This is a genomic window from Microbacterium sp. 10L49 (assembly GCF_056395125.1).
Genome location: NZ_JBFTIW010000001.1, coordinates 605930 through 632418 on the forward strand (window position 1 = coordinate 605930; position 26489 = coordinate 632418).

General features: G+C 70.2%; 21 protein-coding genes, 1 tRNA gene and 1 other RNA gene. 11 read left to right on the plus strand and 12 right to left on the minus strand.

Annotated features, from left to right (window positions below; translation table 11 throughout):
* Positions 1 to 75 precede the first annotated feature (75 nt).
* From AC1DCT_RS02940 to sucB, 3 genes are all read left to right on the plus strand, one after another.
* On the plus strand, positions 76 to 1554 hold the full coding sequence (locus AC1DCT_RS02940) for a leucyl aminopeptidase (RefSeq protein WP_477427378.1): 1479 nt from the start codon (positions 76 to 78) through the stop codon (positions 1552 to 1554).
* Positions 1551 to 2924, plus strand: a complete 1374-nt coding sequence (gene lpdA, locus AC1DCT_RS02945) for a dihydrolipoyl dehydrogenase (protein WP_477427380.1) — start codon at positions 1551 to 1553, stop codon at positions 2922 to 2924. Before AC1DCT_RS02940 ends, lpdA begins: the two co-directional genes overlap by 4 nt.
* A gap of 97 nt (positions 2925 to 3021) precedes the next feature.
* Complete coding sequence (gene sucB / locus AC1DCT_RS02950; RefSeq protein WP_477427382.1) at positions 3022 to 4758, plus strand: 2-oxoglutarate dehydrogenase, E2 component, dihydrolipoamide succinyltransferase; 1737 nt, start codon at positions 3022 to 3024, stop codon at positions 4756 to 4758.
* A 6-nt stretch (positions 4759 to 4764) separates the two neighbouring features.
* Here the strand turns inward: sucB and AC1DCT_RS02955 are convergent, their stop codons facing one another.
* Entirely contained in the window at positions 4765 to 6342 is a 1578-nt protein-coding gene (locus tag AC1DCT_RS02955) for a hypothetical protein (RefSeq protein WP_477427384.1), read from the minus strand.
* Positions 6343 to 6498: 156 nt separating this feature from the next.
* Here AC1DCT_RS02955 and AC1DCT_RS02960 point away from each other — a divergent pair, with 156 nt between their 5' ends.
* A complete protein-coding gene (locus tag AC1DCT_RS02960) occupies positions 6499 to 7209 on the plus strand; it encodes a DUF4191 domain-containing protein (RefSeq protein ID WP_441977823.1) in 711 nt (236 codons plus the stop codon).
* Between the two features lie 74 nt (positions 7210 to 7283).
* On the opposite strand, the gene AC1DCT_RS02965 is transcribed toward AC1DCT_RS02960, so the two are convergent.
* Positions 7284 to 8480 (minus strand): RimK family alpha-L-glutamate ligase, encoded by a 1197-nt coding sequence (locus tag AC1DCT_RS02965; protein WP_440731880.1) that lies wholly within the window; start codon positions 8478 to 8480, stop codon positions 7284 to 7286.
* A 17-nt stretch (positions 8481 to 8497) separates the two neighbouring features.
* On the opposite strand from AC1DCT_RS02965, the gene AC1DCT_RS02970 reads away from it, so the two are divergent.
* Positions 8498 to 8989: an ATP-dependent zinc protease family protein gene (locus tag AC1DCT_RS02970; RefSeq protein ID WP_440731881.1), complete on the plus strand. Its 492-nt coding sequence runs from the start codon at positions 8498 to 8500 to the stop codon at positions 8987 to 8989.
* 54 nt (positions 8990 to 9043) lie between these two features.
* Here AC1DCT_RS02970 and AC1DCT_RS02975 read toward each other — a convergent pair whose 3' ends face one another.
* Positions 9044 to 9472: an RDD family protein gene (locus AC1DCT_RS02975; protein WP_477427386.1), complete on the minus strand. Its 429-nt coding sequence runs from the start codon at positions 9470 to 9472 to the stop codon at positions 9044 to 9046.
* Between the two features lie 163 nt (positions 9473 to 9635).
* On the opposite strand from AC1DCT_RS02975, the gene glnA (AC1DCT_RS02980) reads away from it, so the two are divergent.
* A complete protein-coding gene (gene glnA, locus AC1DCT_RS02980) occupies positions 9636 to 11060 on the plus strand; it encodes a type I glutamate--ammonia ligase (RefSeq protein WP_441977825.1) in 1425 nt (474 codons plus the stop codon).
* Positions 11061 to 11213: 153 nt separating this feature from the next.
* On the plus strand, positions 11214 to 11609 hold the full coding sequence (locus tag AC1DCT_RS02985) for a hypothetical protein (RefSeq protein WP_441977826.1): 396 nt from the start codon (positions 11214 to 11216) through the stop codon (positions 11607 to 11609).
* Positions 11610 to 11658: 49 nt separating this feature from the next.
* On the opposite strand, the gene AC1DCT_RS02990 is transcribed toward AC1DCT_RS02985, so the two are convergent.
* From AC1DCT_RS02990 to AC1DCT_RS03005, 4 genes are read right to left on the minus strand one after another with little or no spacing between them, the layout of a single operon-like run.
* Positions 11659 to 12582 carry a diacylglycerol/lipid kinase family protein gene (locus tag AC1DCT_RS02990; protein ID WP_441977827.1) on the minus strand — a complete coding sequence of 308 codons (924 nt, stop codon included), beginning with the start codon at positions 12580 to 12582 and terminating at the stop codon, positions 11659 to 11661.
* Between the two features lie 48 nt (positions 12583 to 12630).
* Entirely contained in the window at positions 12631 to 15612 is a 2982-nt protein-coding gene (locus tag AC1DCT_RS02995; RefSeq protein ID WP_477427388.1) for a bifunctional [glutamine synthetase] adenylyltransferase/[glutamine synthetase]-adenylyl-L-tyrosine phosphorylase, read from the minus strand.
* Positions 15613 to 15624: 12 nt separating this feature from the next.
* Positions 15625 to 16962: a type I glutamate--ammonia ligase gene (gene glnA / locus AC1DCT_RS03000; RefSeq protein WP_440731905.1), complete on the minus strand. Its 1338-nt coding sequence runs from the start codon at positions 16960 to 16962 to the stop codon at positions 15625 to 15627.
* 5 nt (positions 16963 to 16967) lie between these two features.
* Positions 16968 to 17177, minus strand: a complete 210-nt coding sequence (locus tag AC1DCT_RS03005) for an SPOR domain-containing protein (protein ID WP_440731906.1) — start codon at positions 17175 to 17177, stop codon at positions 16968 to 16970.
* 65 nt (positions 17178 to 17242) lie between these two features.
* Between AC1DCT_RS03005 and ppgK the strand changes: the two genes are divergently transcribed.
* On the plus strand, positions 17243 to 17989 hold the full coding sequence (ppgK, locus tag AC1DCT_RS03010) for a polyphosphate--glucose phosphotransferase (protein ID WP_441977829.1): 747 nt from the start codon (positions 17243 to 17245) through the stop codon (positions 17987 to 17989).
* A 63-nt stretch (positions 17990 to 18052) separates the two neighbouring features.
* Here the strand turns inward: ppgK and rnpB are convergent.
* Both rnpB and AC1DCT_RS03020 read right to left on the minus strand, forming a co-directional pair.
* An RNA gene (rnpB, locus tag AC1DCT_RS03015) (RNase P RNA component class A) lies at positions 18053 to 18426 on the minus strand.
* 12 nt (positions 18427 to 18438) lie between these two features.
* Positions 18439 to 20166 (minus strand): bifunctional 3'-5' exonuclease/DNA polymerase, encoded by a 1728-nt coding sequence (locus tag AC1DCT_RS03020; RefSeq protein WP_477427390.1) that lies wholly within the window; start codon positions 20164 to 20166, stop codon positions 18439 to 18441.
* 143 nt (positions 20167 to 20309) lie between these two features.
* On the opposite strand from AC1DCT_RS03020, the gene AC1DCT_RS03025 reads away from it, so the two are divergent.
* Complete coding sequence (locus AC1DCT_RS03025) at positions 20310 to 21149, plus strand: aldo/keto reductase (protein WP_477427392.1); 840 nt, start codon at positions 20310 to 20312, stop codon at positions 21147 to 21149.
* 34 nt (positions 21150 to 21183) lie between these two features.
* On the opposite strand, the gene AC1DCT_RS03030 is transcribed toward AC1DCT_RS03025, so the two are convergent.
* A complete protein-coding gene (locus AC1DCT_RS03030; RefSeq protein ID WP_477427394.1) occupies positions 21184 to 21936 on the minus strand; it encodes a zinc ribbon domain-containing protein in 753 nt (250 codons plus the stop codon).
* Positions 21937 to 21985: 49 nt separating this feature from the next.
* A complete protein-coding gene (locus tag AC1DCT_RS03035; RefSeq protein ID WP_477427396.1) occupies positions 21986 to 22390 on the minus strand; it encodes a YchJ family protein in 405 nt (134 codons plus the stop codon).
* Between the two features lie 70 nt (positions 22391 to 22460).
* On the opposite strand from AC1DCT_RS03035, the gene AC1DCT_RS03040 reads away from it, so the two are divergent.
* On the plus strand, positions 22461 to 24677 hold the full coding sequence (locus AC1DCT_RS03040) for a heavy metal translocating P-type ATPase (RefSeq protein WP_477427398.1): 2217 nt from the start codon (positions 22461 to 22463) through the stop codon (positions 24675 to 24677).
* A 27-nt stretch (positions 24678 to 24704) separates the two neighbouring features.
* Here the strand turns inward: AC1DCT_RS03040 and AC1DCT_RS03045 are convergent, their stop codons facing one another.
* On the minus strand, positions 24705 to 25835 hold the full coding sequence (locus AC1DCT_RS03045) for an aminotransferase class V-fold PLP-dependent enzyme (RefSeq protein ID WP_477427400.1): 1131 nt from the start codon (positions 25833 to 25835) through the stop codon (positions 24705 to 24707).
* Between the two features lie 42 nt (positions 25836 to 25877).
* Here AC1DCT_RS03045 and AC1DCT_RS03050 point away from each other — a divergent pair.
* Positions 25878 to 25950 (plus strand) — tRNA-Val (locus AC1DCT_RS03050).
* Positions 25951 to 26489 lie beyond the last annotated feature (539 nt).

The window sequence follows — 26489 nt, forward strand, 5'->3', positions numbered from 1 at the left end:
GCTGAGCGCTGACAGCGAACACGCGGGCGGGGCCATCCTCTCTTCGTGCACGGCACCGAACCTAGGATGGAACCCATGACGTCACCTGCGCTCGAGCTGCACACAGGCGCTCCGGCGGACGCGAACGCTGATGCGGTCGTGCTCGTCGTCGCCGGTCTCACGGACACCCCGGAAGACCTGTCCCCCTTCTCCACCACCCACGCCGCGTTGACCGCGGTCGGCTTCACCGGGAAGGCGGGCGCGTACGCGCGCATCCCCGCTCCCGAGGTCGCGGACGTCCCGGTCGCCGTCGTGAGCGCAGGATCCGCGCCGGATGCGGATGCCGTGCGCGAGGCCGTCGGTGCCGCGCTGCGCACACTCACCGGGTTCGAGCGCGTCTTGGTGCTGCTCGGCGACGCTGTAGCCGAGTTCGCGACGGCTGCGGCCGAAGGCGCGCTGCTCGGCGGCTACCGCTTCGACGACTACCGCTCCGGCGAGCAGCCGAAGCGCGCCGGGACGGTCGTGCTGCATGCCGACCTCTCCCCCGACGACGTCGCGCACGCGACGGCGCTCGCCGGCGCTGTCGCGCTGACCCGCGATCTGGTCACCACCCCGGCCGAGTGGCTGGGGCCGGCAGATCTGGCGGCGCGTGCCGTCGACGAGCTCTCCGGACTCGACGTCGCCGTCGAGGTGCTCGACGAGGCCGCTCTCGCCGCCGGGGGCTTCGGAGGCATCCTCGGTGTCGGTCAGGGATCCGACCGCCCGCCGCGCCTCGTGCGCCTCGACTACTCCCCCGCCGATGCGGTCAGCCACATCGCCCTCGTGGGCAAGGGCATCACCTTCGACACCGGAGGCCTGTCGCTCAAGCCGCCGGCGAGCATGGTCGGCATGAAGACGGACATGGCGGGTGCGGCCAGCATCCTCGCCGCGACCAAGGCCGTCGCGGCTCTCGGCGTGCCCGTCCGCGTGACCGCCTGGATGTGCATCGCGGACAACATGCCGTCCGGCTCGGCGATCCGCCCTGGCGATGTGCTGCGCTTCGCCGACGGGCAGACCGTGGAGGTGCTCAACACCGATGCGGAGGGGCGTCTCGTCCTCGCGGACGGGCTCGTCGCGGCGAGCCGTGAGCACCCCGACGTGATCCTCGACGTCGCGACTCTCACCGGCGCCATCATCGTCGCCCTCGGGATGCGCCACACCGGCATCTTCGGCGACGACGACACCGTGCAGGAGGTGCTGACCGCGGCGGCCTCGACCGGTGAGGCCGCCTGGCACATGCCGCTCCCCGAGCACATGGAGGACGAGCTGAAGTCGCCGATCGCCGACCTGGTGAACGCCAAGATCGGCGACCCTGCCGGCGGCGCCCTCTTCGCCGGCCTGTTCCTGCGCCGCATGGTCGGACGCACCTCCGACGAAGCCGACGCACCGCGCATCCCCTGGGCGCACCTCGACATCGCCGGATCGTCCGAGCACAAGGGCGCCCCGTACGGCTTCACCGACAAGGGCGCCACAGGCGCGATCGTGCGCACGCTGATCGCCTTCGCCGAGGCCCGCGCGAACGGAGTACACGCATGACCGCTCACGCCTTCGACATCGTGATCCTCGGCGGCGGCAGCGGCGGATACGCCGCGGCGCTCCGCGCCGCCGAACTGGGCAAGTCCGTCGCGCTGATCGAGAAGGACAAGGTCGGCGGCACCTGCCTGCACCGCGGATGCATTCCCACCAAGGCGCTGCTGCACTCGGCGGAGATCGCCGAGAACGTCCGCGATGCCGCGAAGTACGGCGTCGGCGCTTCCTTCGACGGGATCGACCCGGCCGGTGTCCGCTCCTATCGGGAGGGGATCGTCGCCAAGAAATACAAGGGCCTCGAGGGCCTCATCAAGGCGCGCGGCATCACCGTCGTCGGCGGCGAGGGCGTTCTGCGTCCGGACCGGACCATCGCGGTCGGGGACGACGTGTACACCGGATCCGATGTCATCCTCGCGACCGGGTCGTACAGCCGCTCGCTGCCCGGCCTGGAGATCGGCGGACGGATCCTCGCCAGTGAGCAGGCCCTCGCACTCGAAGAGGTGCCTCAGCGCGTCGTCATCCTCGGCGGCGGTGTCATCGGCGTCGAGTTCGCGAGCGTCTGGCGCTCCTTCGGCGCCGAGGTCACGATCGTCGAGGCGCTCGACCACCTCGCCCCCAACGAGGACATCGCGCTGAGCAAGGGGCTCGAGCGCGCGTTCCGCCGGCGGGGCATCACCTACTCGCTGGGCGTGCGGTTCGCGAGCGCCGCCCAGACCGAGCACGCCGTCACCGTGACTCTGGAGAACGGCACCGCCTACGAGGCTGACTACCTGCTCGTGGCCGTCGGCCGAGGCCCGGCCACGGCGGGCCTCGGCTTCGAGGAGGCCGGCGTCGCCATGGACCGCGGTTTCGTGCTCACTGACCCCGAGCTGCGCACGAACGTCGACCACGTCTGGGCGGTCGGCGACATCGTGCCAGGGCTTCAGCTCGCGCACCGCGGGTTCCTGCAGGGCATCGCCGTCGCCGAGCGCATCGCGGGGCTGAGCCCTGCAGTGATCCCGGATGCGCAGATCCCCCGCGTCACGTACTGCAGCCCGGAGGTCGCCTCGGTCGGGGTGACCGAGGCTGCGGCGATCGAGGCGCTGGGCGCCGATGGGGTCGTCGCCTACGAGTACAACCTCGCCGGCAACGGCAAGAGCGAGATCATCGGCACGGGCGGGCTCGTCAAGGTCGTGCGCCAGAAGGACGGCCCCATCCTGGGCGTCCACCTGCTGGGGGACCGCGTCGGAGAGCTCATCACCGAGGGGCAACTCGCGGTGAGCTGGGATGCGCACCCCGAGGACATCGCCCCGCTGATCCACGCCCACCCGACGCAGAGCGAGGCTCTCGGCGAGGCGTTCCTCGCCCTCGCCGGCAAGCCACTTCACGCATTGTGAAAGATTTCTTGCGCATCGTGGAATTCAGGGCTGGGCTGAACGCCCTGTTGCCCACTAAGCTGAACACCATCACGAACTTCCTTAAGGAGACTCCGTCATGAGCACACCCGTGGTCCTTCCCGCCCTCGGCGAAAGCGTCACCGAGGGCACTGTGACCCGTTGGCTCAAGCAGGTGGGCGACACCGTCCAGGCCGACGAGGGCCTGCTCGAGATCTCGACCGACAAGGTCGACACCGAGATCCCCTCGCCGGTCAGCGGCGTGATCGAGGAGATCCTCGTCGCCGAGGACGACACCGTCGAGATCGGTGCGATCCTCGCCCGTATCGGTGACGGCTCGGGCGCATCGGCTCCCGCCGCTCCCGCTGCCGAGGCCGCTCCCGCCGCCGAGGCGCCGGCTGCCGCGGCGCCCGCACCTGCCGCCGAGCCCGCACCTGCCGCTCCGGCTGCCGCCCCCGCCGCGTCTTCGGACGCCACCGACGTGCGCCTCCCCGAGCTGGGCGAGAGCGTCACCGAGGGCACCGTGACCCGCTGGCTGAAGCAGGTCGGCGATGACGTGGCCGTGGACGAGCCGCTGCTGGAGATCTCGACCGACAAGGTCGACACCGAGATCCCCTCGCCCGTCGCCGGCACGCTGCAGGAGATCCTGGCCGCCGAGGATGAGACCGTCGCCGTCGGCGCGGTGCTCGCTCGCATCGGCAGCGGCGCTCCGGCTGCTGCCGCCCCGGCAGCCGAGCCGACCCCGGCAGCCGCAGCCGCTGCACCGGCGCCTGCCCCCGCCGCTCCCGCAGCTGCGCCGGCACCTGCCCCCGCTGCACCCGCCGCTGCTCCCGCACCCGCCGCTGCACCCGCCGCTGCTCCCGCACCCGCCGCTGCACCCGCACCGAGCGCCGCGACGCCGGCACCGGCAGCTCCTGCTGCCACCGACGCCGGCTCCGACTCGGTCTACGTGACGCCGCTCGTGCGCCGTCTCGCCGCCGAGAAGGGCGTCGACCTGGCGTCGATCACCGGCACCGGCGTGGGCGGACGCATCCGCAAGGAGGATGTGCTGAATGCCTCCGCGACCCCGGCTGCGGCACCCGCTGCAGCCGCCGCACCGGCGAAGGCCCGTGAGATCTCGCCGCTGCGCGGGACCACCCAGCCGATGTCGCGTCTGCGCAAGGTGCTCGCCGAGCGTGCTGTCGCATCCATGCAGCAGACCGCTCAGCTGACCACGGTGGTCGAGGTCGACGTCACGAAGCTCGCCGCGTACCGCGACGAGGTCAAGGGCTCGTTCCAGCAGAAGACCGGCGACAAGCTCTCGTTCCTGCCGTTCTTCGCCCTCGCTGCCGCCGAGGCTCTGCAGGAGTTCCCGATCGTGAACGCCACGGTGGACGGCACGGACATCGTGTACCCCGCGTCGGAGAACATCTCGATCGCGGTGGACACCGAGCGCGGCCTGCTCACGCCCGTGCTGCGCGATGCCGGATCGAAGAACATCGCGCAGATCGCCCGGGAGATCGCCGATCTCGCGGCGCGCACCCGCGACAACAAGCTGAAGCCCGACGAGTTGGCCGGCGGCACCTTCACGCTGACCAACACGGGTTCGCGCGGCGCGCTGTTCGACACCCCTGTGGTGTTCCTGCCGCAGTCGGCGATCCTCGGCACCGGCATCGTGGCGAAGCGCCCCGGGGTGATCACGGTGGACGGCCAGCAGGCCATCGCGGTGCGGTCCTACGTCTACCTCGCTCTGTCGTACGACCACCGCACGGTCGACGGGGCCGACGCCGCACGGTTCCTGTCGTCGGTGAAGGCGCGCCTGGAAGCGGCGGACTTCGCCGCTCAGCTCGGCGCCTGACCACGCTCACGGGGCTCCGGTCCCTTCGGATGGCGGGTTCGCGATGTCGTACACATCGCGGATCCGCCATTCGGCGTCCCGGCGGATGATCACGACCATCTGCGCTCCCTCTTCGGAGGCGTTCCTGATCGCGGCGATATCGCCGTAGTCCTCGATCAGCACCGGCGGTTCGTCTGCCTCCCGCAGGTGCCGGGATGTGGTCGCACCGCCGTCCCACACCTCCGCGCACTCCGGCTGCGGGTGCACCTCGCAGTTCCGGCCCGCAGCGATCAGCTCTTCGCCGGCGGCCCGTGGATCCGATTGCGCCGACGCACCGAGGGTGCGGGTCCGTACAGGAGCGGCCGGCGTCGCTCCCCCGCGGTCAGGCAGCGTAGGAGACGGGGACGGCAAGGGCGGCCGTCCGGTCGACGATGGAACGGCCGGAGTCGCCGTGGACGGACGGTCGGCCGCGTCAGCACTGCCCGTGCCGGACGGCCACAATGCGCCGACCACAGCGATCACGGCGGCCGCCGACACGGCGACAAGAACTGGCCCCCTCCACCGCTTGCGTTCGACCGACCGATCCGGCCGCGATGCGGGGAGCCGGGACTGCACCCGGGCCGTTCTCCGGAACGGCATGACGCGCCCGGTACGTTCCCGCACATGGCCCAGGGCGTCGCGCAGCCGCGGCATCAGCAGCGGCCCGGGGGCGGAAGAGCGCCTGCCGCGTGCGTGGCGCCCCTTCGCCCCCGCGGGGCGATTCCGCTGCGCCACAACCTCCCGTCGCCCGTCGTCTCGTGCGGCGGTACGCAGGTCTCTCCGTCGCGGAGGACGGTCGCCTCCATGCGGCGACGTCCGCAAGGTGTCCCTCCTCTGGCTCCCGTCGTCAGGTTCCGGGACCCCGCCGACGTCCAGTCGCAACGCTCGCGGGGCGGCGATCTCGAGCAGTTCGCTTTCCCACCGCGCGGCTTCGACGCGGAGGCGGCGCGGATCATCCAGCGCGTCGGCGAGGCGTGTCAGCACGCGACGGAGCGCACGGTCCTCGATCCGCGCCTCGAGATCACGCAGCAGCCGTTCTCCGGTCTCGCGCGGCGATCCCCCGGCACCCGGCGAGTCGGCCGCTCCGATCGCGAACAGTGGACGCGCCTCATCGGTCAGCCACCAGCCGCCGTCCAGGCCTCCTTCGGCCTCATCGTCCGCACTCGAACGTGCGCCTGCACTCCGCTCGCCGGACGGCGCGTCCTGCGGGACCTCCAGCTCGAGCACACCGCGCAGCACGCTGACCGCGAGGGTCACCGCTTCACCGTGTCCGATCCCGCCGGTGTCCGCCGATTGCGCGAGGTGCGCACGCACGGTGCGCACGCACCACGGCAGCAGCACGTCCTGCCCATCCGGCCTCAGCGCGACATCGAGCGGCGCGGCCACGTGCTCGGCGCCGGCGAACACCCATCCGGCCCAGCCGTGCAGCTGCGCCGCATCGACCCGCACAGCCATGCCGTTCCTGCACGTGACGAGCTCGCCGTCATACGGACCCTCACCCTCCGCGAGCACACGGACGGTGCGATGCGCACCCGTCACGGCGATGCCTCTGCTTCGTTCCGTCATGCCCCCATCCCAACGCGCCGGGATCCCTCACAACGGGGGCATCACGCAATCCGTGCACATTCCGGATCGCGAGCCCTCTGTGCAGGACGATGCTGTTCGCCCACCGCGTGTCCATCCGGGCCGTCACGGCCTCGCAGAATCGGTAGGCTGGAGGGTATGGCAAAAAGTCCCTCCGCGACGGAGAAGCAGCCCGGCTTCTTCTCGCAGCTGCGCTCGCTCTTCCGCTTCACCCGGGAGATCTACCCGTGGCTGCCCTGGGCGCAGATCGCGCTCCTGGTCGTCGGCGTCCTCATCGGCCTGATCGTCGGCTACCTGATTCCCCCGTTCCAGATCTGGAGCCTCGTACTGTGGGGCATCACCGGCCTGCTGCTGGGTGTGCTGGGCGCCATGTTCCTGATGACGCGCCTGTCCACGACCGCGATGTACCGCAAGATCGACGGCATGCCCGGCGCGGCCGGCCATGTCCTCAGCACTTCGCTGGGCCGCAGCTGGCAGGGTTCCGAGGTCCCGGTCGGCGTGAACCCGAAGACGCAGGACGCGGTCTACCGCGCGATCGGTCGCGGCGGCATCGTGGTCGTCGCCGAGGGCGCGCGCGGCCGGCTCACCCGGCTCGTCAAGGATGAGAAGACGAAGGCGATGCGCGTTGCCCAGGGCGTGCCCGTGAACGTGTTCTACGTCGGTCACGGCGAGGACGAGGTCTCGATCGACAAGCTCTCCAAGACCATCAAGAAGCTGCCCAAGGCCATCGACAACGCGACCATGGCCGCCGTGATCAAGCGCATGGAGTCGGTCTCCCAGTCCGTCGCCTCGCTGCCGATCCCCAAGGGCATCGACCCGCTCAAGACGCGCGCACCGCGTCCGCGCTGAACCTGCTCCTGACGCGACGAGCGCCCGGTCCCCTTTCGGGGCCGGGCGCTCGTCGTATGGCCGATGGGACTCGCTCAGCCCGTGGTGTCCGGCATGTGCTCCTTCTGGAGCTTGCGCACCTTGGCCCGCCGGCGACGGCGCTCCGGGATCATCGAGCGCATCTCGTCGAGCTTGCCGAAGCACAGCAACCGGTCCTCGTCCTCGAGCACGACGTGCTTGCGCGGATTCGGGATCACCGTGACGCCGCGGTGCAGGGTGAGGACGGTGATGTCGCGATCCCACAGACCGAGGTCGCCGAGCTGCTTGCCGACCTGCTCCGCGCCGGCGTGGATCACGAGCTCGGCCACGCCGTAGCCGGTCGAGACGCTCAGGCGCTGGCGCACGTCGATCTCGGGGAAGTTCACCTGGTTGGCGATGAAGTCGATGATCGCGCCGGCCACGTCCAGCCCGGTCGCCGCCTCGATGCCCTGCAGGCCCGGCGAGGAGTTGACCTCCATGACCAGGGGCCCGTCCTCCCCCTCGAGCATGTCCACACCCGCCACGCGCAGCCCCATGATCTGCGCGGCCCGCACGGCCGTCTGCTCGTAGATCGGGTCGAGGTGCACGGCCTCGACGGTGCCCCCGCGGTGCACGTTCGAACGGAACTCGTCGCCGTTCGCCACGCGCCGCATGGCCGCGACCACCCGATCACCGACGACGAGGGCCCGGATGTCGCGGCCCCGGCTCTCCGAGATGAACTTCTGGATCAGCACGTTCTGCTTGGTGGAGTGCAACGTCTCGATGATCGCCTCGGCGACCTTGACCTGCGGGGCGAGGATGACGCCGATCCCCTGCGTGCCCTCGAGCAGCTTGATGACGACCGGCGCCCCGCCGACGCGTTCGATCGCAGGACGCACGTCGGCCCGGTTGCGCACGAACGCCGTGGGCGGCATCGCGATGTTGTGCCGGGAGAGGATCTGGTTCGCGCGGAGCTTGTCCCGCGCGCTGGAGATGCCGTTCGCGGTGTTCGGCGTGTAGACGTCCATCTGCTCGAACTGACGGACCACCGCCGTGCCGAAGTACGTGATCGAGTTGCCGATGCGCGGGAGGATCGCGTCGTAGTCGCTGAGACGGCGCCCGCGGAAGTGCAGATCCGGTTCGTCCGCCGTGAGGTCGATCGCGAAGCGCAGCGTGTTCAGCACCTTGATCTGGTGACCGCGCTGCGTCGCGGCGGCACGGAGGCGCTGGGTCGAGTAGGACTGCGGGGCGCGCGAGAGCACGGCGAGCTTCACGGTGATTTCCTGCCAGGATGTGTGTTGTGGACCGACCTACTCATTCAAGCACCCTAATCGGGTGGCGGGAGTGGGTGTCGCTCCCCGACGTCGGAATCCCCTGGATCAAGGCGAAGGTCGACACCGGGGCGCGAAGCTCATCGCTGCACGCCCAGCACATCCGCGAGTTCGAACGCGACGGCGCCCCGTGGGTGCGGTTCGACGTGCGCCCCTGGCAGGGCGCGCACGAACTGGTCCCGGTGGAGCTGCCGGTGTTCGACCGCCGCGACGTGCGCTCCTCATCCGGGCACGCGCAGAGCCGCCTGGTGGTGCTGCTCGATCTCGTGCTGGTCGACCACAGGGTCACCGCAGAGGTCACTCTCAGCAATCGCAGCGAGATGGGATTCCGGATGCTGATCGGCCGCGAGGCGCTGCGACAGGGCTTCACGATCGACCCGGCGCGCTCCTTCGTCGGAGGCAAGGCCCCGAAGACGTTCCGCCGCCTCAACCGCGGTCACGCCGCCGCCTGAAGGCTCTGCGGAGCCTTGCGCATCTCCTGCGCGATCGCGTCGTAGCTCGGCGCGTCAGGCGCGGATGAGCACCGTTCCGACCGCCTTGTCGTGCAGCCCGCGCTGATCCGCATCGAAGATCACGGCCGGGATCACGAAGACGAGCAGCAGGGTGCGCACGATCGGACGCCACAGGCCCACCCAGGAACCGTTCATCATGACCAGGCGCAGGCCCACGATCCGGTGCCCCGGGCTGCCGCCGATAGTCGGGATGAACACGATCTGCAGCACGGCGAACACGATCATCGGCGCGAACTGGGTGATGCCCGCCTCCTTCGGCAGGGCGAACTGCTGGAAGCCGAGGAACGCGCTCGCGATGATCGATGCCGCGGCGTAGTCGATCACGAGAGCGGCGATCCGTCGTCCGATCCGGCCGACGCCGCCCGGGCCGGTCTTCGGGAGACCGAGTCGTTCTCCGGGGTAGCGCTGCGCGGTGTCGGACATCCCTCCAGCCTAGGCGAGCGCGCTCCCTGATCCCGCCGCGGACGCCTCAGCCGCAGGCAGACCCGTAACACGCCGGAAACATTCCAGACACGGCCGCGTCATCCCCTGCTCGTAACCTGCTTGCAGGTCGCTCGACCGCACCCGTTCCTCCAGGAGTTGATGCATGTTCACCACCCCCGCCGACGTGCTCGCGTACATCCGCGACAACGACGTCAAGTTCCTCGACATCCGCTTCACCGACCTGCCCGGCGTGCAGCAGCACTTCAACATCCCTGCCGCGACGGTCGACGAGGACTTCTTCGCCAACGGCCAGCTGTTCGACGGCTCCTCGATCCGCGGCTTCGCGTCGATCCACGAGTCCGACATGCAGCTCATCCCCGACGTGACCACGGCCTACGTCGACCCGTTCCGCGAGGCCAGCACGCTCGTCATGGTCTTCGACATCTACAACCCGCGCACGGGTGAGATCTACAGCAAGGACCCGCGTCAGGTCGCCAAGAAGGCCGAGAAGTACCTCGCCTCGACCGGCATCGCCGACACCGCGTACTTCGCCCCCGAGGCCGAGTTCTACATCTTCGACGACGTGCGCTACTCGGTCACCGCCGGTGAGAGCTTCTACAAGGTCGACTCCGAGGAGGCCGCGTGGAACAGCGGCCGCGAGGAGGAGGGCGGCAACCTCGGCAACAAGACGCCGTTCAAGGGCGGCTACTTCCCCGTGGCGCCGGTGGACAAGACCGCCGACCTGCGCGACAACATGACGCTGAACCTCATCGACGCGGGGTTCCACCTCGAGCGCTCGCACCACGAGGTCGGCACGGCCGGTCAGCAGGAGATCAACTATCGCTTCGACACCATGGTGCACGCGGCGGACGACATCCTGAAGTTCAAGTACATCATCAAGAACACCGCTGAGGAGTGGGGCAAGACGGTCACGTTCATGCCGAAGCCGCTGTTCGGCGACAACGGATCCGGCATGCACACGCACCAGTCGCTCTGGCTGGACGGCAAGCCCCTGTTCTTCGACGAGAACGGCTACGGCCAGCTCAGCGACACCGCCCGCTGGTACATCGGCGGCCTTCTCAAGCACGCGCACGCGGTACTCGCCTTCACCAACCCGACCCTGAACAGCTACCACCGCCTGGTGAAGCACTTCGAGGCGCCGGTCAACCTGGCCTACTCCGCCGGCAACCGCTCCGCCGCGATCCGCATCCCGCTCACGGGCTCCAACCCGAAGGCCAAGCGCATCGAGTTCCGCGTTCCGGACGCCTCGGGCAACCCGTACCTCGCCTTCGCCGCGCAGCTCATGGCCGGCCTGGACGGCATCCGCAACCGCATCGAGCCGCTCGAGCCCATCGACAAGGACCTCTACGAGCTTCCCCCTGAGGAGGCCAAGAACATCCCGCAGGTGCCGAACTCCCTGCTGGACTCGCTCGAGGCTCTCCGCGCCGACCACGCCTTCCTGCTCGAGGGCGGCGTGTTCACCGAGGAGCTCATCGAGACCTGGATCTCCTACAAGTACAACAACGAGATCCTGCCGATGGCCCAGCGCCCGCACCCGTACGAGTACGAGCTGTACTTCGGCGTCTGACCCCCGATCCGACGAACGCCCTCGACCTTCATGGTCGGGGGCGTTCGTCGTTCCGCCCGGCACGGCGTGGTTCGTCGCGGCGGATTCACGGATATGCCAAGGTGAGGCCAGTCACCCCGGTGACTGGCCTCACCGGCCCGCAGAGGAGTCAGCATGCTCACCCCCACCACCGTCAAGATCTCATTCTGGATCTTCCTGATCGGCATCATCCTCGACGTCGTCGGCGCCGTCCTGATCATCATCGCGGGAACGGCCGTCACCACGACCGGCGACTCGGCCACTGTCGCGGGCACCAGCGTCAACGGGACCGTCCTCATCGCCACGGGTGCCATCGCACTCGTGTTCGCGATCATCGAGCTGTTCATCCTCCGGAGGATGAAGGCAGGTAGGAACTGGGCACGCATCGTGCTGACGGTCCTGGAGATCCTCTCGATCGGCTCACTGTTCAGCGGCACCAACGGCATCGGGATCCTCGCCCTCCTTCTCGGCATCGTCGCAGTCGTGCTCCTGTGGCTGCCCGCCTCGAACACCTACTTCCGCGGCGCCTGAGGTCTCGTGCGCTCGGCCCGGGCCGAGAGACCCCGGCACCTTATCCGGTTCAGGCGCGGACCAGCAGCACTCCGGGACGGATGCCCGCGGTGAAGGAGCGCACCTGGCCGCGCTCCTCGCCGTCGATCTGGAAGGGCTGCGAGCGCGCCAGCTCTACTCTGATGCGCTGCGCCGAAGCATGCCGCACCACGTCGGTGCTGGTCGTCTCGCCACCGAGAAGCCTGCGCAGACCGTTGTCCCAGACGACGGTGCGCACCGTCTCGAACCAGTCCGCCACGCCCTCCGCGCTGACGAGAAGGAGATCCAGCCGCCCGTCGTCCGGTACGGCGTCCGGAAGCAGGGTGATCCCGCCTTGGATCATGCCGCAGTTGCCGATCATGAGGGTGTGGATCCGCGCCCGGTCCGCGTGCTCCCCGTCCAGGGCGAGCTCGACGGAGACGAGCTCGGTCCCGGCGGCCGCGGCGCCCAGCGCCTTCACATAGGCGAGCCAGCCGGCCTTCGCCTTGAGCTCCTCGTCGGTCTCCTCGAGCATGCGCGCATCGAGCCCGAGGCCGGCCATCACGACGAACACGTGCTCTCCCGGAGCGTCACCCTCGCTCACCTCGATGGTGCCCACGTCGATGCGGCGCGGCTCTGCGGTGAGCGCGTGGGCGACCGCGGCCGCGACCCCGTCCAGCGGCACGCCCAGATTCCTGGCGAGCAGGTTGCCGGTGCCGTGCGGCAGGATCCCGAGAGCGGCATCGGTGCCGGCGAGCACCTCGGCCACTGCGCGGACCGTGCCGTCACCACCCGCCGCGAAGACGAGCTCGCAGCCGGCATCGACCGCCTCCTGCGCCATCGCCCGTCCCGGGTCCTCCTCGGTCGTCAGGAAGAACCGGATGTCGGCATCGGAGATGTGCGCAGCGACCGCGGCGCGCACCTCATCCTCCGATTCGAGCTTCACCGGATTGCGGACCACGCCGATCATCGTCATGAGACCATCCTCGCCGCATCGCCGGCCGAACGCCGCGCACAGCGCCCGTCAGCCGTAGAACAGCGTCTCGAAAGCCTTCCTGGCGCGCCGCGTCACGCGCAGGTATTCCTCCTCGACGGCGGCCGCCGAGCGGTCGGGGTAGCCGAGGATCCGGCCGACGCCGTCGAGCTCGCGCGGATCGGCCGGCAGCACGTCCTTCGTCTGCCCGGTGAGCAGCGTCATCGCCGAGCGCAGCCGGCTGGAGAGCCGCCACGCCTCACGCAGCCGCTGCCCCGCCGCGGCCGGCACGAAACCGTTCTCGACGGCGACGTCGAGTGCCGCCAGCGTCGAGGTCGTGCGCAATGCCGGCACGGCATGCGCATGCTGCAGCTGCACGATCTGGATCAGCCACTCCACGTCGCTGAGAGTGCCGGGGCCGAGCTTGAGGTGCCGGCGCGGGTCCACGCCCTGCGGCAGGCGCTCGCCCTCGACGCGTGCCTTGATCCGCTTGATCTCCCGCAGCGACGTGAGATCCAGCGCCTCCGGATAGCGCACGCCGTCGGCGAGCTCCAGGAAGCGCTCGATGAGCTTGTGGCTGCCCGCGACGCCACGGGCGCGCAGCAGCGCCTGAGCCTCCCAGGACAGCGACCAGCGGCGGTAGTACGCGGCGTACGCGTCGAGGGTACGCACGAGAGGGCCGTTGCGCCCCTCTGGGCGCAGATCCGCGTCGAGCTCGAGCGGAAGCCGATGGTCGGTCAGGTGCTCCCGCAGCCCTGCGACGATCCGCGCGGCGAGCTGCTGCGCACGCTGCGCGTCGACACCGTTCGCGTCGTACACGAAGAGCACATCCGCGTCGGATCCGAATCCGAGCTCCGCGCCGCCGAAGCGCCCCATTCCGATGACGGAGAAGTCCAAGACGTCGTCTTCGTCGGGCACGACATCGCGGCGCACGGCTCGCAGCGCGGCCTGGATCGCGGCATCGGTGATCGTCGTGAGCGCCAACGCGACCTCGTCGATGCTCAGCACGTCCAGCACCGCGCCCATCGCGGTGCGCAACAACTCCCGGCGTCGCAGCGCCCGTACCGAGCGCATCGCATCCATGATCGTGTCGTGCCGGGTCTGGATCGCCCTGGCCTCCTCATCGAGCGCCTGCCACGGCCGCGGTCGCAGCTGCTCGGTGCTCTCCAGCCACGCCACCGACTCCGGGATCCACTCCATCAGCTCACCGATGTACCGCGAGGTCGAGAGCACGCGGGTGAGCCGCTCCGCGGCGCCCGACGAGTCGCGCAGCATGCGCAGGAACCAGGGCGTGTCGCCGAGCCGCTCGCTGATGCGCCGGAACGCGACCAAGCCGTAGTCGGGATCCGTGCCGTCCGCGAACCAGCGCACCATCACCGGCATCAGGTGCCGCTGGATCGTGGCCTTCCGGCTGAGTCCGGTGGTCAAGGCGCCGATGTGGCGGAGCGCACCGGCAGGGTCGCGGAAGCCGATCGCGGCGAGGCGGTCGTGCGCCTGGTCCGTGGAGAGCGTGCGCTCCTCCTCCGGCAACGATGCGACCGCGCTCAGCAGCGGACGATAGAACAGCCGGGTGTGCAGGTCCCGCACCTCACGGCGCACGTCCTCCCACACCCTCCTGATGCCGTCCGCAGTCTCGGCGAGGCCGGTGGCGCGGCCCAGCACGCGCAGCGCCTCCTCCTCGCGCGGCACGAGATGGGTGCGCTGCATCTCGCGCAGTTGCAGCCGGTGCTCGATCAGTCGCAGCACCCGGTAGTCCTGCGCGAACAGGCCGGCCTCGGCTCGGCCGATGTAGCCACCCGCGACGAGCGCGTCGAGCGACTCCAGCGTGCCCCTCGTGCGGATCTGCGGATCCGTGAGGCCGTGCACGAGCTGCAGCAGCTGCACGGTGAACTCGATGTCGCGCAGTCCTCCCGGTCCGAGTTTGAGCTGGTACGGCACGTCCTCGGCAGCGATGTGCTCGGTGACGCGCTCGCGCATGCGCTGCACGCTGCCGACGAAGTCCTCGCGTGCTGCACTCGACCACACCTTGGGCTGCACAGCCTCGATGTATGCCGTGCCCAGGGCGTCATCGCCGGCGATCGCCCGCGCCTTCAGCAGCGCCTGGAACTCCCAGCTCTTCGCCCAGCGGTCGTAGTAGGCGACGTGTGAGCCCAGGGAGCGCACGAGCGCGCCCTGCTTGCCCTCGGGGCGCAGCGCCGCGTCGACCTCCCAGAGCGGCGGCTCGGACTCGATCCCGGCGATGACCTGCATGGTCTCCCGCGCCAGCCGTGTGGCGATGTCGATCGCCCTGGGCTCGGTCAGCCGCTCCTCATCCGCGGTGCCCGCGACGAAGATGACGTCCACGTCGCTGACGTAGTTCAGCTCGCGCGCCCCGGTCTTGCCCATGCCGATGATCGCCAGCCGGGTCAGAGCGACGTCCCGCCGGACGTCGGCGGAACCGGCCGCGATCGCGGTGCGCGCGATCGCGAGCGCCGCCTCCAGCGCAGCGGACGCCGCATCCGCGAGCGCCGCCGAGACGTCCGCCACCGCGGCGACCGGATCCGATGCGGTCAGATCCCACGCCGCGATCCCTGCAACCGCACGCCGGTACGCGATGCGCAGCCGGATCCGGGCCGCCGCGTCTCCGGTCGCCGCGAACCCGTCCGCCGCATCCACTGAGGACAGCAGCAGGTCGCGCAGCCGATCGGCGCTCGGCAGCGCCGAGCGGTCCTCACGCAGCAGCGCCAGCTCCTCCGGACGGCGTTCGAAGAACCGGCCGAGCCCCGGCGAGGCGCCGAACACCGCCCAGGCACGGGCGCGCGGCGCCGTGTCCGACAGTACGGCGGCCACCCCGGTCGGATCCCGGCGGGCGACGCGGATGAGCCCGGCCAGCGCCTCGTCGGGGTCGGCGCTGCGCAGCGGCTCGATCAGCGTCGACGGCGTGAGCCCGGTGATCTCGCCCAGTTCACGCAGCCCGGTGGACGCGGCGGACAGGCCGACGAAGCCCAGCCGGGCGAGCGCGGACAGCGAGAGCGAGTCGTCGAAACGGGGCACTGCGACCCCTGCTCAGAGCAGTTCGAGGTTGCTCTTGAGCTCGAACGGCGTGACCTGACCGCGGTACGCCTCCCACTCCTTGCGCTTGTTCAGCAGCACATAGTTGAAGACCTGCTCGCCGAGCGTTTCGGCGACGAGTTCCGACTCCTCCATGAGTTCGAGTGCGTGGTCCAGGCTCGCAGGCAGCGCCGCGTAGCCGAGCGCACGCCGTTCCGCGTCGCTCAGAGACCAGACGTTGTCCTCGGCCTCGGGCGGCAGCTCGTAGCCCTCCTCGATGCCCTTGAGCCCGGCCGCGAGCATGAGGGCGTACGCCAGATACGGGTTGGCCGCAGAGTCCAGGGCGCGGTACTCGATCCGCGTGGACTGGCCCTTGTTGGGCTTGTACATCGGCACCCGGATCAGCGCGGAGCGGTTCGCGTGGCCCCATGTCACGAAGCTGGGCGCCTCGTCGCCGCCCCAGAGCCGCTTGTACGAGTTCACGAACTGGTTCGTCACCGCCGCGATCTCGTTCGCGTGCCGCAGGAGCCCCGCGATGAACTGGCGCCCCGTACGGGAGAGCTGGTACTTCGCCCCCTCCTCGTAGAACGCGTTCAAGTCACCCTCGAACAGCGACAGGTGCGTGTGCATGCCGCTGCCGGGGTGGTTGTTCAGGGGCTTCGGCATGAACGTCGCGTACACGCCCTGCTCGATCGCCACCTCCTTCACCACGGTGCGGAAGGTCATGATGTTGTCGGCGGTGGTGAGCGCGTCCGCGTAGCGCAGGTCGATCTCGTTCTGGCCGGGACCGCCCTCATGGTGGCTGTACTCCACGGAGATGCCGAGGTCCTCCAGCATCCGCACAGCGCTGCGCCGGAAGTCGTGCGCCGTGCCGCCGGGCACGTTGTCGAAGTAACCCGCCGAGTCCGCCGGGACGGGGCCCTCGGGTCCGAACTGCGACGACTTCAGCAGGTAGAACTCGATCTCGGGGTGCGTGTAGAACGTGAAGCCCGCGTCGGCGGCCTTGGCGAGGGTGCGCTTGAGCACGTGCCGCGGGTCGGCGACGGCCGGACGACCGTCCGGCGTGGTCAGGTCGCAGAACATCCGCGCCGTGGGGTCGATCTCCCCGCGCCAGGGCAGGATCTGGAAGGTCGTCGGATCCGGCTGCGCGAGCAGATCCGACTCGAAGGTGCGGGTCAGGCCCTCGATCGCGGAGCCGTCGAATCCGATGCCCTCGGCGAAGGCGCCCTCGACCTCGGCCGGGGCGATCGCCACCGACTTCAGGGTGCCGATCACGTCGGTGAACCAGAGCCGGATGAACTTGACGCCGCGCTCCTCGATGGTGCGCAGCACGAAGTCCCGCTGCTTGTCCATTCCGCTCATCGAGTACCGTCCGTGCCCTTGCCCCAGTTGTCCTCGGCCGCGTCCTCATCGGCCCAGGCCTTGGCACGCTCCTGGAGCACCTCGGGGGCGCGACTGGCCTCCTCGGCCGTGTCGAACGGGCCGATCCGGTCGATAGACGGCGATTCCAGACCGTATTCGACCTCACCGGTGCTGCTGTTGAACCAGTACTTGTTCTCGCCGGACATCGCTGCTCCTCCTGGGCTTTGTCACGATCCTACTGGCGTGCCCGCCTCTCGCTAGGCTGTTGCGCATGGCAAAAGCGATCGGCGTCGACATCGGCGGCACGGGTATCAAGGCAGGAATCGTCGACCTCGAGCACGGGACCATGGCGTCCGACCGCGTACGTGTGCCCACCCCCGAGGGCGCCTCGCCCCAGGATGTGCTGACGGCCGTCCAAACCGTGCTGCGGACCCTCGAGGTGCACGAGTCGACCCTTCCACTCGGCGTCGCCTTCCCCGCGATCGTCAAGCGCGGAAGGACGCTCTCCGCCGCCAACGTCTCGAAGAAGTGGATCGACTTCGACGCCGAGCGCTTCTTCCGGGACGGCCTGGGTCGCAACATCGTCTTCGTGAACGACGCGGACGCTGCCGGTGTCGCCGAGGCGCGCCACGGCGCGGCACGCGACGTCATCGGGCTCACCCTGATGACCACGCTCGGCACCGGCATCGGCTCCGCCTTCCTGTACGACGGCGTCCTGATCCCCAACTCCGAACTCGGGCACCTCAACTTCCGCGAGTTCGAATCCGTGGAGAAGTGGGCGGCCACCTCCGCCCGCGAACGCGAGGGGCTCAGCTGGGCGGCATGGGCCGAGCGCCTGCAGGCCTTCTACTCGCACATCGAGTTCCTCTTCAGCCCCGACCTGTTCGTCGTCGGCGGGGGCGTGTCCAAGAACGCAGGCGATTTCCTCCCGCTTCTCGAACTCAAGACACCGATCGTCCCGGCCATCCACCGCAACAACTCCGGCATCATCGGCGCGGCCTCGCTCGCGGGCGACTGACGCCCCCTGCACGCCGAAAGGCCCGGATCCGCTGAGCTGCGGATCCGGGCCTTCTTCGTGAGAGGAACGGGCCGGCCTGTACGCCGGGTTCTGTGCCGGGGCCCCTCTCGGGGCATCCCTTCGACGGTCATCTCTCTCGGCGACGCGTTGCCGCGCCGCTCCAGCGGCCTACCCGGGGACTCGGCGAGCCGCGTCATCATCCCCTGTCTGGCCTTGCTCCGGGCGAGGTTTACCTGGCGGGCCGTGTCGCCACGGCCCCCGGTGGTCTCTTACACCACCCTTTCACCCTTACCTCGGTCCTTGCGGGCCGCGGCGGTCTTCTCTCTGTGGCACTGTCTCGCGGATTGCTCCGGGTGGGTGTTACCCACCGCCCTGCCCTGTGGAGCCCGGACGTTCCTCGGTGCGGTCTCCCGCCACGCGACCGTCCAGCCGACCCGTTCGCATCCAGTCTACGAGTCCTTGCCCGCGTCCTCGGCGATGCGCAGGTCGAGGGGGATGTCGATCTCGAACCCGGGGAACAGCCGGCGCGTCGCCGCGTCCGCCGCGTCTTGCACCACACGCGCGGCCTCGTCGGCCTGCGCGACAGGCGCGTGCACGATCACCTCGTCGTGCAGGAAGAACGCCAGATGCGCGCGCCGTGAGAACACCGGTCCAGAACCGGACGCAGGCTCGGCAGCCTCGGGCAGCGCGGTCAGGCGGTGCCGGATCTCGGCCAACCAGAGCAGCGACCATTCGGCCGCGGTGCCCTGCACCACGAAGTTGCGGGTGAACCGGCCGCGATCCCTGGCCCTGCTGCGGGCCAGCCGCTCGTCGGCGCCGTCCGCATCGGGGTCGCTCGCCCGCGACTGCGTCGCGGTCCAGAGCACATCCGGCCGTGGCGAACTGCGGCCGAGCAGCGTCGAGACGACGCCCCCGTCCTCCCCCGTCTTCGCCGCGCCGTCCACGAGCGCCATCGCCCGGGGGAAGACGCTGCGCAGCCGCGGACCGAGCTGGCCGCTCGGTCCCGTGGTCGCGCCGTACATGGCCCCGAGGACCGCGTACTTCGCCTCCTGACGCGTCTGAACCGCACCCGAGCGCACGACGCCCTCGTACAGGTCGGCGCCACGCGCAGCCGCAGCCATCGCCCGGTCCTTCGACATCGCCGCGAGCACCCGCGGCTCCAGCTGCGCCACGTCCGCGCACACCAGCGTCCAGCCGGCATCGGCGCGCACCGCCGGGCGCAGGCTCCGCGGGATCTGCAATGCTCCCCCGCCGCTGGACGCCCAGCGCCCGGTGACCACGCCGCCGGTGAGGTAGACGGGCCGGAAGCGCTCCTCGCGCACCCACTCCGCGAGCCACGCCCAGCCGTTGGCGGAGTAGAGCCGAGCCAGCTTCTTGTACGTCAGGAGCGGTTCGACGACGGGGTGCTCGACCTCGCCGAGTTCCCAGCGCGAGGTCGAGTCGATCAGGATCCCGGCCCGCCGCAGCGCCTTCAGCAGACGCGGCGGGCTGTCGGGGTTGACCGTGGCGTCCTCCAGGGTCTCACCGATCACGGCCGCGAGCTCGGCCATCCGAGCGGGCCGCGCACCGGGCACCGGCCGCGGGCCGAGCGCCTCGGCGAGCAATTGCTCGTGCACGGCGGTGCTCCACGGCAGGCCGGCGGCCGTCATCTCCTCGGCGACGAGAGCCCCGGTCGACTCGGCGGCGCACAGCAGAGCGAGGCGACCGTCCGGGGCACGCCCCAGAGCGGCACGCTGGCGCGCATACTCGGCGAGGAGTTCATCGATCTCCACGTACGGGTCGCCGGAGGCCAGTGACGCGACCTCATGCAGATCGAACAGCGCGGGCGTCTCGATCGTCGTCGCCAGCGGATCCGACCGGATCCAGCGCGACGAAGCCGGGACCGGATCCGCCAGACTCGCCGTGTCGCGCAGGATCGCATGGCAGAGCAGCAGGTCGTGCGCGCGGCGGATCCTGATCCCGGCGGCGAGCAGCGGCGGGTACACCTCGCGGAGATGACGCACCACCCACCGCGGATGGGCCCGCCCCTCCAGAGCGGCGACCTCGGTGGTCAGCGCGGATGCCGCGATCTCATTCCTGCACCGCTCTGCGCCGTCCTCGTCGAACAGCACCAGAGTCCAGCTGGTTCGTGCGGACCGCCCCAGCACGACCTCGTGCGGAGCAGCCGATTCGATCATGTCTTCGAATCTACGCCCTCTGGGAGCCAGGCACGGCATCCGCGATTCAGTACACCGGATCCTCGGGTGTGTCGGTGTGTATCGCCGCGCGCGCACCCGAACCCGGCGGCGGTTAGCGTGGAGTCACCGGAGAGGAGTCCCCCATGTCCGATGCGTCCCCCTTCATCGCCCACAACGGCTTCGCCCTGCCTGCCCAGGGCCTCGGCACCTACGGTTTCCGCGGAGAGGCCGGTGCGGATGCGGTCCGCAGCGGCATCGAGAACGGCTATCGGCTGATCGACTCCGCCTTCAACTACGAGAACGAAGGTGCGGTCGGCTGGGGCATCTCCGGGGCAGCCGTCGACCGGGCCGAACTCATCGTCACCTCGAAACTCGCCGGGCGCCACCACGCGCGCGCCAAGGCGCTCGACGCGATCGAGGAGAGCCGGTTCCGCCTCGGCGTCGATGCGATCGACCTGTTCCTCATCCACTGGCCGCTGCCGCGCGTGGACGCGTACATCGAGGCCTGGCAGGCGCTCATCGAGGCGCGCGACCGGGGCCTGGTACGCCAGATCGGCGTGTCGAACTTCCTGCCGGAGCATCTGGAACGCATCGAGGACGCGACCGGGGTGCGCCCCGTGGTCAACCAGATCGAGCTGCACCCGCGCTTCCCGCAGGAGGAGGCCCTGGCGTACCACCGCGCTCACGGCATCCTCACCGAGGCGTGGAGCCCGCTCGGCAGGGCCGGCGAGGTGCTCGAGGATCCGGCGGTCACCGCCGTCGCCGCAGCGCACGGCCTGACGCCGGCGCAGGCCGTGCTGGCCTGGCACGCCGGACGCGGCGTGGTGGCGATCCCGAAGGCCGCCTCGGCCGAGCATCAGACCCTGAACCTCGCCGCGGCCCAGGTGCGGCTGAGCGTCGAGGAGATCGCCGCGATCACGGCTCTCGGCGCACCCGACGGGCGCCTCTGGGACGCGGATCCGGCCACGCACGAGGAATTCTGAGCGCGCTCCACCGCCGGGGTCGGCGCCGCCCGGCTCACTCCGCGGGGGCGGAGCTCTTCAGGCCCGACTCCTCGGTGCGGATCAGGATGCACCCGCACTCGGGGCATGAGACCACGTCGTCGTCCGCAGCCTGGCGGATGGCGTTCAGGTCCGTACCGGAGAGCACCATGCGGCACCCCTCGCAGGTGGCGCGGCGCAACAGCGCCGCGCCCGCGGTGCGTCCGGCGCGGCGCTGGTACTCGGCCATGAGCGACGGGGAGACCGAGTCGACGAGCGCGACGCGGTCTCGAGCGAGCTGCTCGCCCTCGGTCGTCGCTGCGGCGATGAGGGCCTTGGCCTCCGCGGTCAGCCGCGTGCCCTCGGCCACGGTCTGGTCGATGAGCGCCTGCTGGGCGGAGACGGCCGCCTCGGCATCCTCCAACCGGCCCATGAGCTCGAGCTCGGCGTCTTCCAGGTCGCTGATCCGGCGTGCGAGGCTCGCGATCTCCTGCTCGAGGGCGACCGCGTCCTTGGGGTTCTGCGTGGCAGCGAGCCGGCCGGCATCGCGGTCGCGGCGCTGTGCCGCGAGGGCGACATCCGACTCGAGGCGCTTCAGCTCGGTCTGCACGTCATCGCGCGTTCCGGCCAGTTCGGTCAGCTCGCGCAGCTGTCCCTGCCGCTGCGCGGAGAGCTCGTTGATCCGCTCCCCCTGCACCGGATGCGTGCGCGCGTAGTCGGCCTGCGCGATACGGCGGTCGATGTCGGCGATGTCGAGGAGCACGATCTGGTGCGCGGGGTTGGCTTTCACGCGTCCAAATCTACGCCAGGCGGGAATCCGGCCGCACGCGCATCCCGCGTCAGGACACGTCGCCGTCGACGTAGAGCCATTGGCCGTCCTCGCGCACGAAGCGACTGCGCTCATGCAGCACGCCACGACCCGTCGCGTCCCGGTGGATCGCTTCGAACTCCACGATGCCCTCCGTGTCGAAGGGCCCTCCAGCGTGCTTCGCGAGGATGTCGAGGCGGAGCCAGCGCAGATGCGCGTCGAGGTCCAGCTGCGCCGGCCGGGTCGTCGGATGCCAGGAGCGCAGCAGGTACGCGGCATCGCCGACCACGAACGCCGTGTAGCGGGAGCGCATGAGACGCTCCGCGGTGGGCGCAGGTCGCCCCGCGAGGATCGGACCGCAGCAGGTCTCGAAGAGGTCGCCGCTGCCGCAGGGGCAGCGCTGCACCGCCCTTCCGGCCATCGATCCATCGCTCATCCCGTCCAGCCTATTCGTTGACGTCGATACCCTTCGGAATACCCCTGGGGGGTATATGGTTGGTCCGATCATGGCCGAACGAACGCAGAACGGCAGCCCCCACGCCGACGGCATCGCAACGCACGGTCATGGAACGGCGCACGAGACGCCGACCCCGACGGATCACACGCAGATGCACGACTCCCCTACAGATCACGGCGACATCGATCAGGCGGAACTGCACCCCCACTCGGATCACAATGGCCACTCGGATCACGACGCCCCCTCGGGCCATGCCGGCCACTCGGGCCACGCCGGGCACGGCGATCACGTCGCGCGATTCCGGCGCCTGTTCTGGATCATGCTCGTCCTGGCAGTCCCCGTCGTCGCCTTCTCCCCCATGTTCGCCATGCTCGTCGGGTACCACGTTCCCGACACCCTCGTCGTGCGAGCGATCCCGCCGGTGATCGGCACCGTGCTGTACGCGTGGGGCGGACAGCCGTTCCTGTCCGGCGCGATCTCCGAGCTGCGCGCACGGCGTCCGGGGATGATGCTGCTGATCGCGCTCGCGATCACCGTCGCCTTCCTCGCCTCCTGGGGTGCGACTCTCGGAGTCCTCGACCATGAACTCGACTTCTGGTGGGAACTCGCCCTCCTCGTCGTGATCATGCTGCTCGGGCACTGGATCGAGATGCGTTCCCTGGCCCGGACGACGTCCGCACTCGACTCACTGGCCGCACTCCTGCCCGATGAGGCGGAGCGCCTCGTCGGCGACGACGTGGAGCTCGTGTCACCGGCGGAGCTCCGGGTCGGCGATGTCGTCCTGATCCGCCCTGGCGGACGCGTGCCTGCGGATGCGGTGGTGGCGGAGGGATCCGCCACCGTCGACGAGTCCATGATCACGGGCGAGTCGCGCGCGGTGCCGCGCACCGCGGGCGACCAGGTCGTCGCCGGCACGATCGCGACGGACTCGGCCTTGCGCGCCCGCGTGACGGCGGTGGGTGCCGACACCGCCCTCGCGGGCATCGGACGGCTCGTGGCCGAAGCGCAGTCGTCCTCGTCCCGGGCGCAGCGCCTCGCCGACCGCGCCGCGGGCTGGCTGTTCTGGTTCGCCCTCATCGCCGGCATCGTGACCGCCGTGGTGTGGACCGCGATCGGCCTCCACGACGCCGCCGTCGTGCGGGTCATCACCGTGCTCGTGATCGCCTGCCCGCACGCACTCGGCCTGGCGATCCCGCTGGTCGTCTCGATCGCGACGGAGCGGGCCGCGCACGGCGGGATCCTGGTGAAGGACCGGATGGCCCTCGAGCGGATGCGCCAGGTCGATGCCGTGCTGTTCGACAAGACCGGCACGCTGACGGAGGGTGCTCCGGCTGTGATCGGGATCGCCGTCGCGGCGGGCTTCACCGAGGACGAGGTGCTCGGCGCCGCCGCCTCTGCAGAGTCCGACTCCGAGCACCCGCTCGCCACGGCGATCCGCACGGCCGCTGAGAACCGCGGTCTGGCCCGAGGCGCCGTGTCGGGATTCCGCTCCGAGCCGGCGCTCGGTGTCCGGGCCGTCCTCGACGGCCGCAGCGTCGAGGTGGGCGGACCGGGGCTGCTCGCGCAGACCGGCGCGGCGGAGATGCCCGAGGCGTCGGCGTGGCGTGCCGAGGGTGCGATCATCCTGCACGTGCTCGTGGACGGACGGATCGCCGGAGCTCTCAAGCTGGCCGATGCGATCCGGGCGGAGTCCCGCGATGCGGTGCGGGCACTCCAGCAGCGCGGCGTCGACGTCGTCATGATCACCGGCGACGCCGAGGCGGTCGCCGCGTCCGTGGCGGCGGAACTCGGCATCCGGCGGTTCTTCGCCGGCGTGCGCCCCGAGGACAAGTCGACGCGGGTCGCCGAGCTGCAGGCCGAGGGACGGGTGGTCGCCATGGTGGGCGACGGTGTCAACGACGCCCCCGCACTGGCCACGGCGGACGTGGGCATCGCGATCGGCGCCGGCACCGACGTGGCCATCGGATCCGCCGGGGTCGTGCTGGCCAGTTCGGATCCGCGCTCGGTGGTCGCGACGATCGAGCTGTCGCGGGCCGCCTACCGCAAGATGCGGCAGAACCTGTGGTGGGCGGCCGGGTACAACCTCGCCGCCGTGCCTCTCGCCGCGGGCGTGCTCGCCCCCATCGGCTTCCTGCTGCCGATGTCGGTCGGTGCGATCCTGATGTCGGTCTCCACCGTGGTCGTCGCCCTCAACGCGCAGCTGCTGCGCCGGCTCGACCTGCGGCCCGAGAGCGTCGCCGCCTCACCGGAGCACGGCTCGCACTGAATGTCCGGCGGCCCGGCCGGATCGGACTCAGAGTCCGATCCGGTCCAGAGCGCCTGCCAGACGATCGACCGTGCCGTCCACATCCGCGAGCTTGTCGAGACCGAACAGCCCGATCCGGAACGTCGAGAACGATTCCGGCTCTCCGCAGTGCAGCGGCACACCGGCCGCGATCTGCAGCCCCTGCTCGCGGAACAGCGCTCCGGTGCGCAGTCCCGGCTCCGTGGTGTGCACCACGGCGACGCTCGGCGAGGCGAATCCATCCGCGGCCACCGAGGGCAGACCACGCTCGGCCAGCAGGGCGCGCACCCGGCTGCCGAGGTCCCACTGAGCGGCACGCAGCGCCTCGAAGCCCCGCTCGCGGGTCTCGGTCATGAGTGCGGCGTTGTGCGCGAGCGTGTCGGTCGGCATGGTGGCGTGGTACGGCGCGCGGCCCGCCACATACTCCTCGGAGATCCACAACCATTTCGCCAGGTCCATGGCGAAGCTCGACGACATGCGCGACGTCACAGCCTCGCGACCCGCGTCGCTGAGCATCACATAACCGGCGCCGGGTGATCCGCTCCACCCCTTCTGCGGAGCGCTCAGCAGCACGTCCACGCCGAGGGCTGCCATGTCCACCCAGAGCGCACCCGACGCGATCGAGTCCAGGACGAGCAGCCCGCCGACCTCGTGCACCGCGTCGGCGAGAGCGCGCACGTAGTCATCGGGCAGCAGGATCCCCGCTGCCGTCTCGACGTGCGGTGCGAAGACGACCTCGCTGCGCTGGGCGCGGATCGCGGCGACCACCTCGTCGATCGGTGCGGGGGCCCAGGCAGCCTGCGCGCCATCGGAATCCGGGCGCGCCGCGCACACCACCGTGTTGTGCGCGACGTCGCCGGCATCGAGGATCTGCGACCAGCGGTAGGAGAACAGTCCGTTGCGCACGATGAGGCAGCGGCGCCCGGTGGCGAGCTGGCGAGCGACGCCCTCCATCGCGTAGGTCCCGCCACCCGGGACGATCGCCGTCGTCGTCGCACCATAGGCGGCCCGAAGATCGGACTGCACGCTCTGCATCACGCGGACGAATCGCGCGGACATGTGGTTCAGGGAGCGGTCCGTGAAGACCACCGAGTACTCCAGCAAGCCGTCGGGATCGACATCGTCGTGCGGAAGGTTCATGCGCTCAGCCTGGCACACCGCTCCCGCTAGGCTGGAGGGAACGCGCCTATAGCTCAGTTGGTAGAGCACGTCCTTTACACGGATGTGGTCGGGAGTTCGAGTCTCTCTGGGCGCACCGCGAGGCGCCCATCGATCAGACGAGCCTCTTGCCCTCCGTCTTCGGCGCCCACAGCCAGGTGACCAGCGCGCCGAGTGCGAGCACCCCGGCGAGCCAGTACATCGACACGGACACTCCCCACTTCTCCAGGCTGATCGGCAACAGGAATGTCCCGATCGCCGAGCCGATGCGGCTGGTCGCGTTGAGCAGGCCGACGCCGCTCCCCCCGCAGATGCGTCGGGAAGAGCTCGGGCGGGTACACCTGGGTGATGTTCGACGCCGCGGACATCACGAACGAATAGACCACGAACGGGATGAGCATCAGCCACGGCGACGCCTCCGCGAGGAGCCCGAGCAGAGCCAGCATCACGGTCATGATGACGAACGTCCAGAACGTGAAGGCCTTGCGCGGGAATCGCACGATCGTTTCCGCATGGGTGCGGATCGCGTTCAGCAGCTTGGCGGACTCGTGCGCGACGCCGCGCAGAACCTGACTGCGGTACTCCGCCCCGAGCACTCCGCACCGACGACGGTGGACGCAGACCTTCGATAGCCGG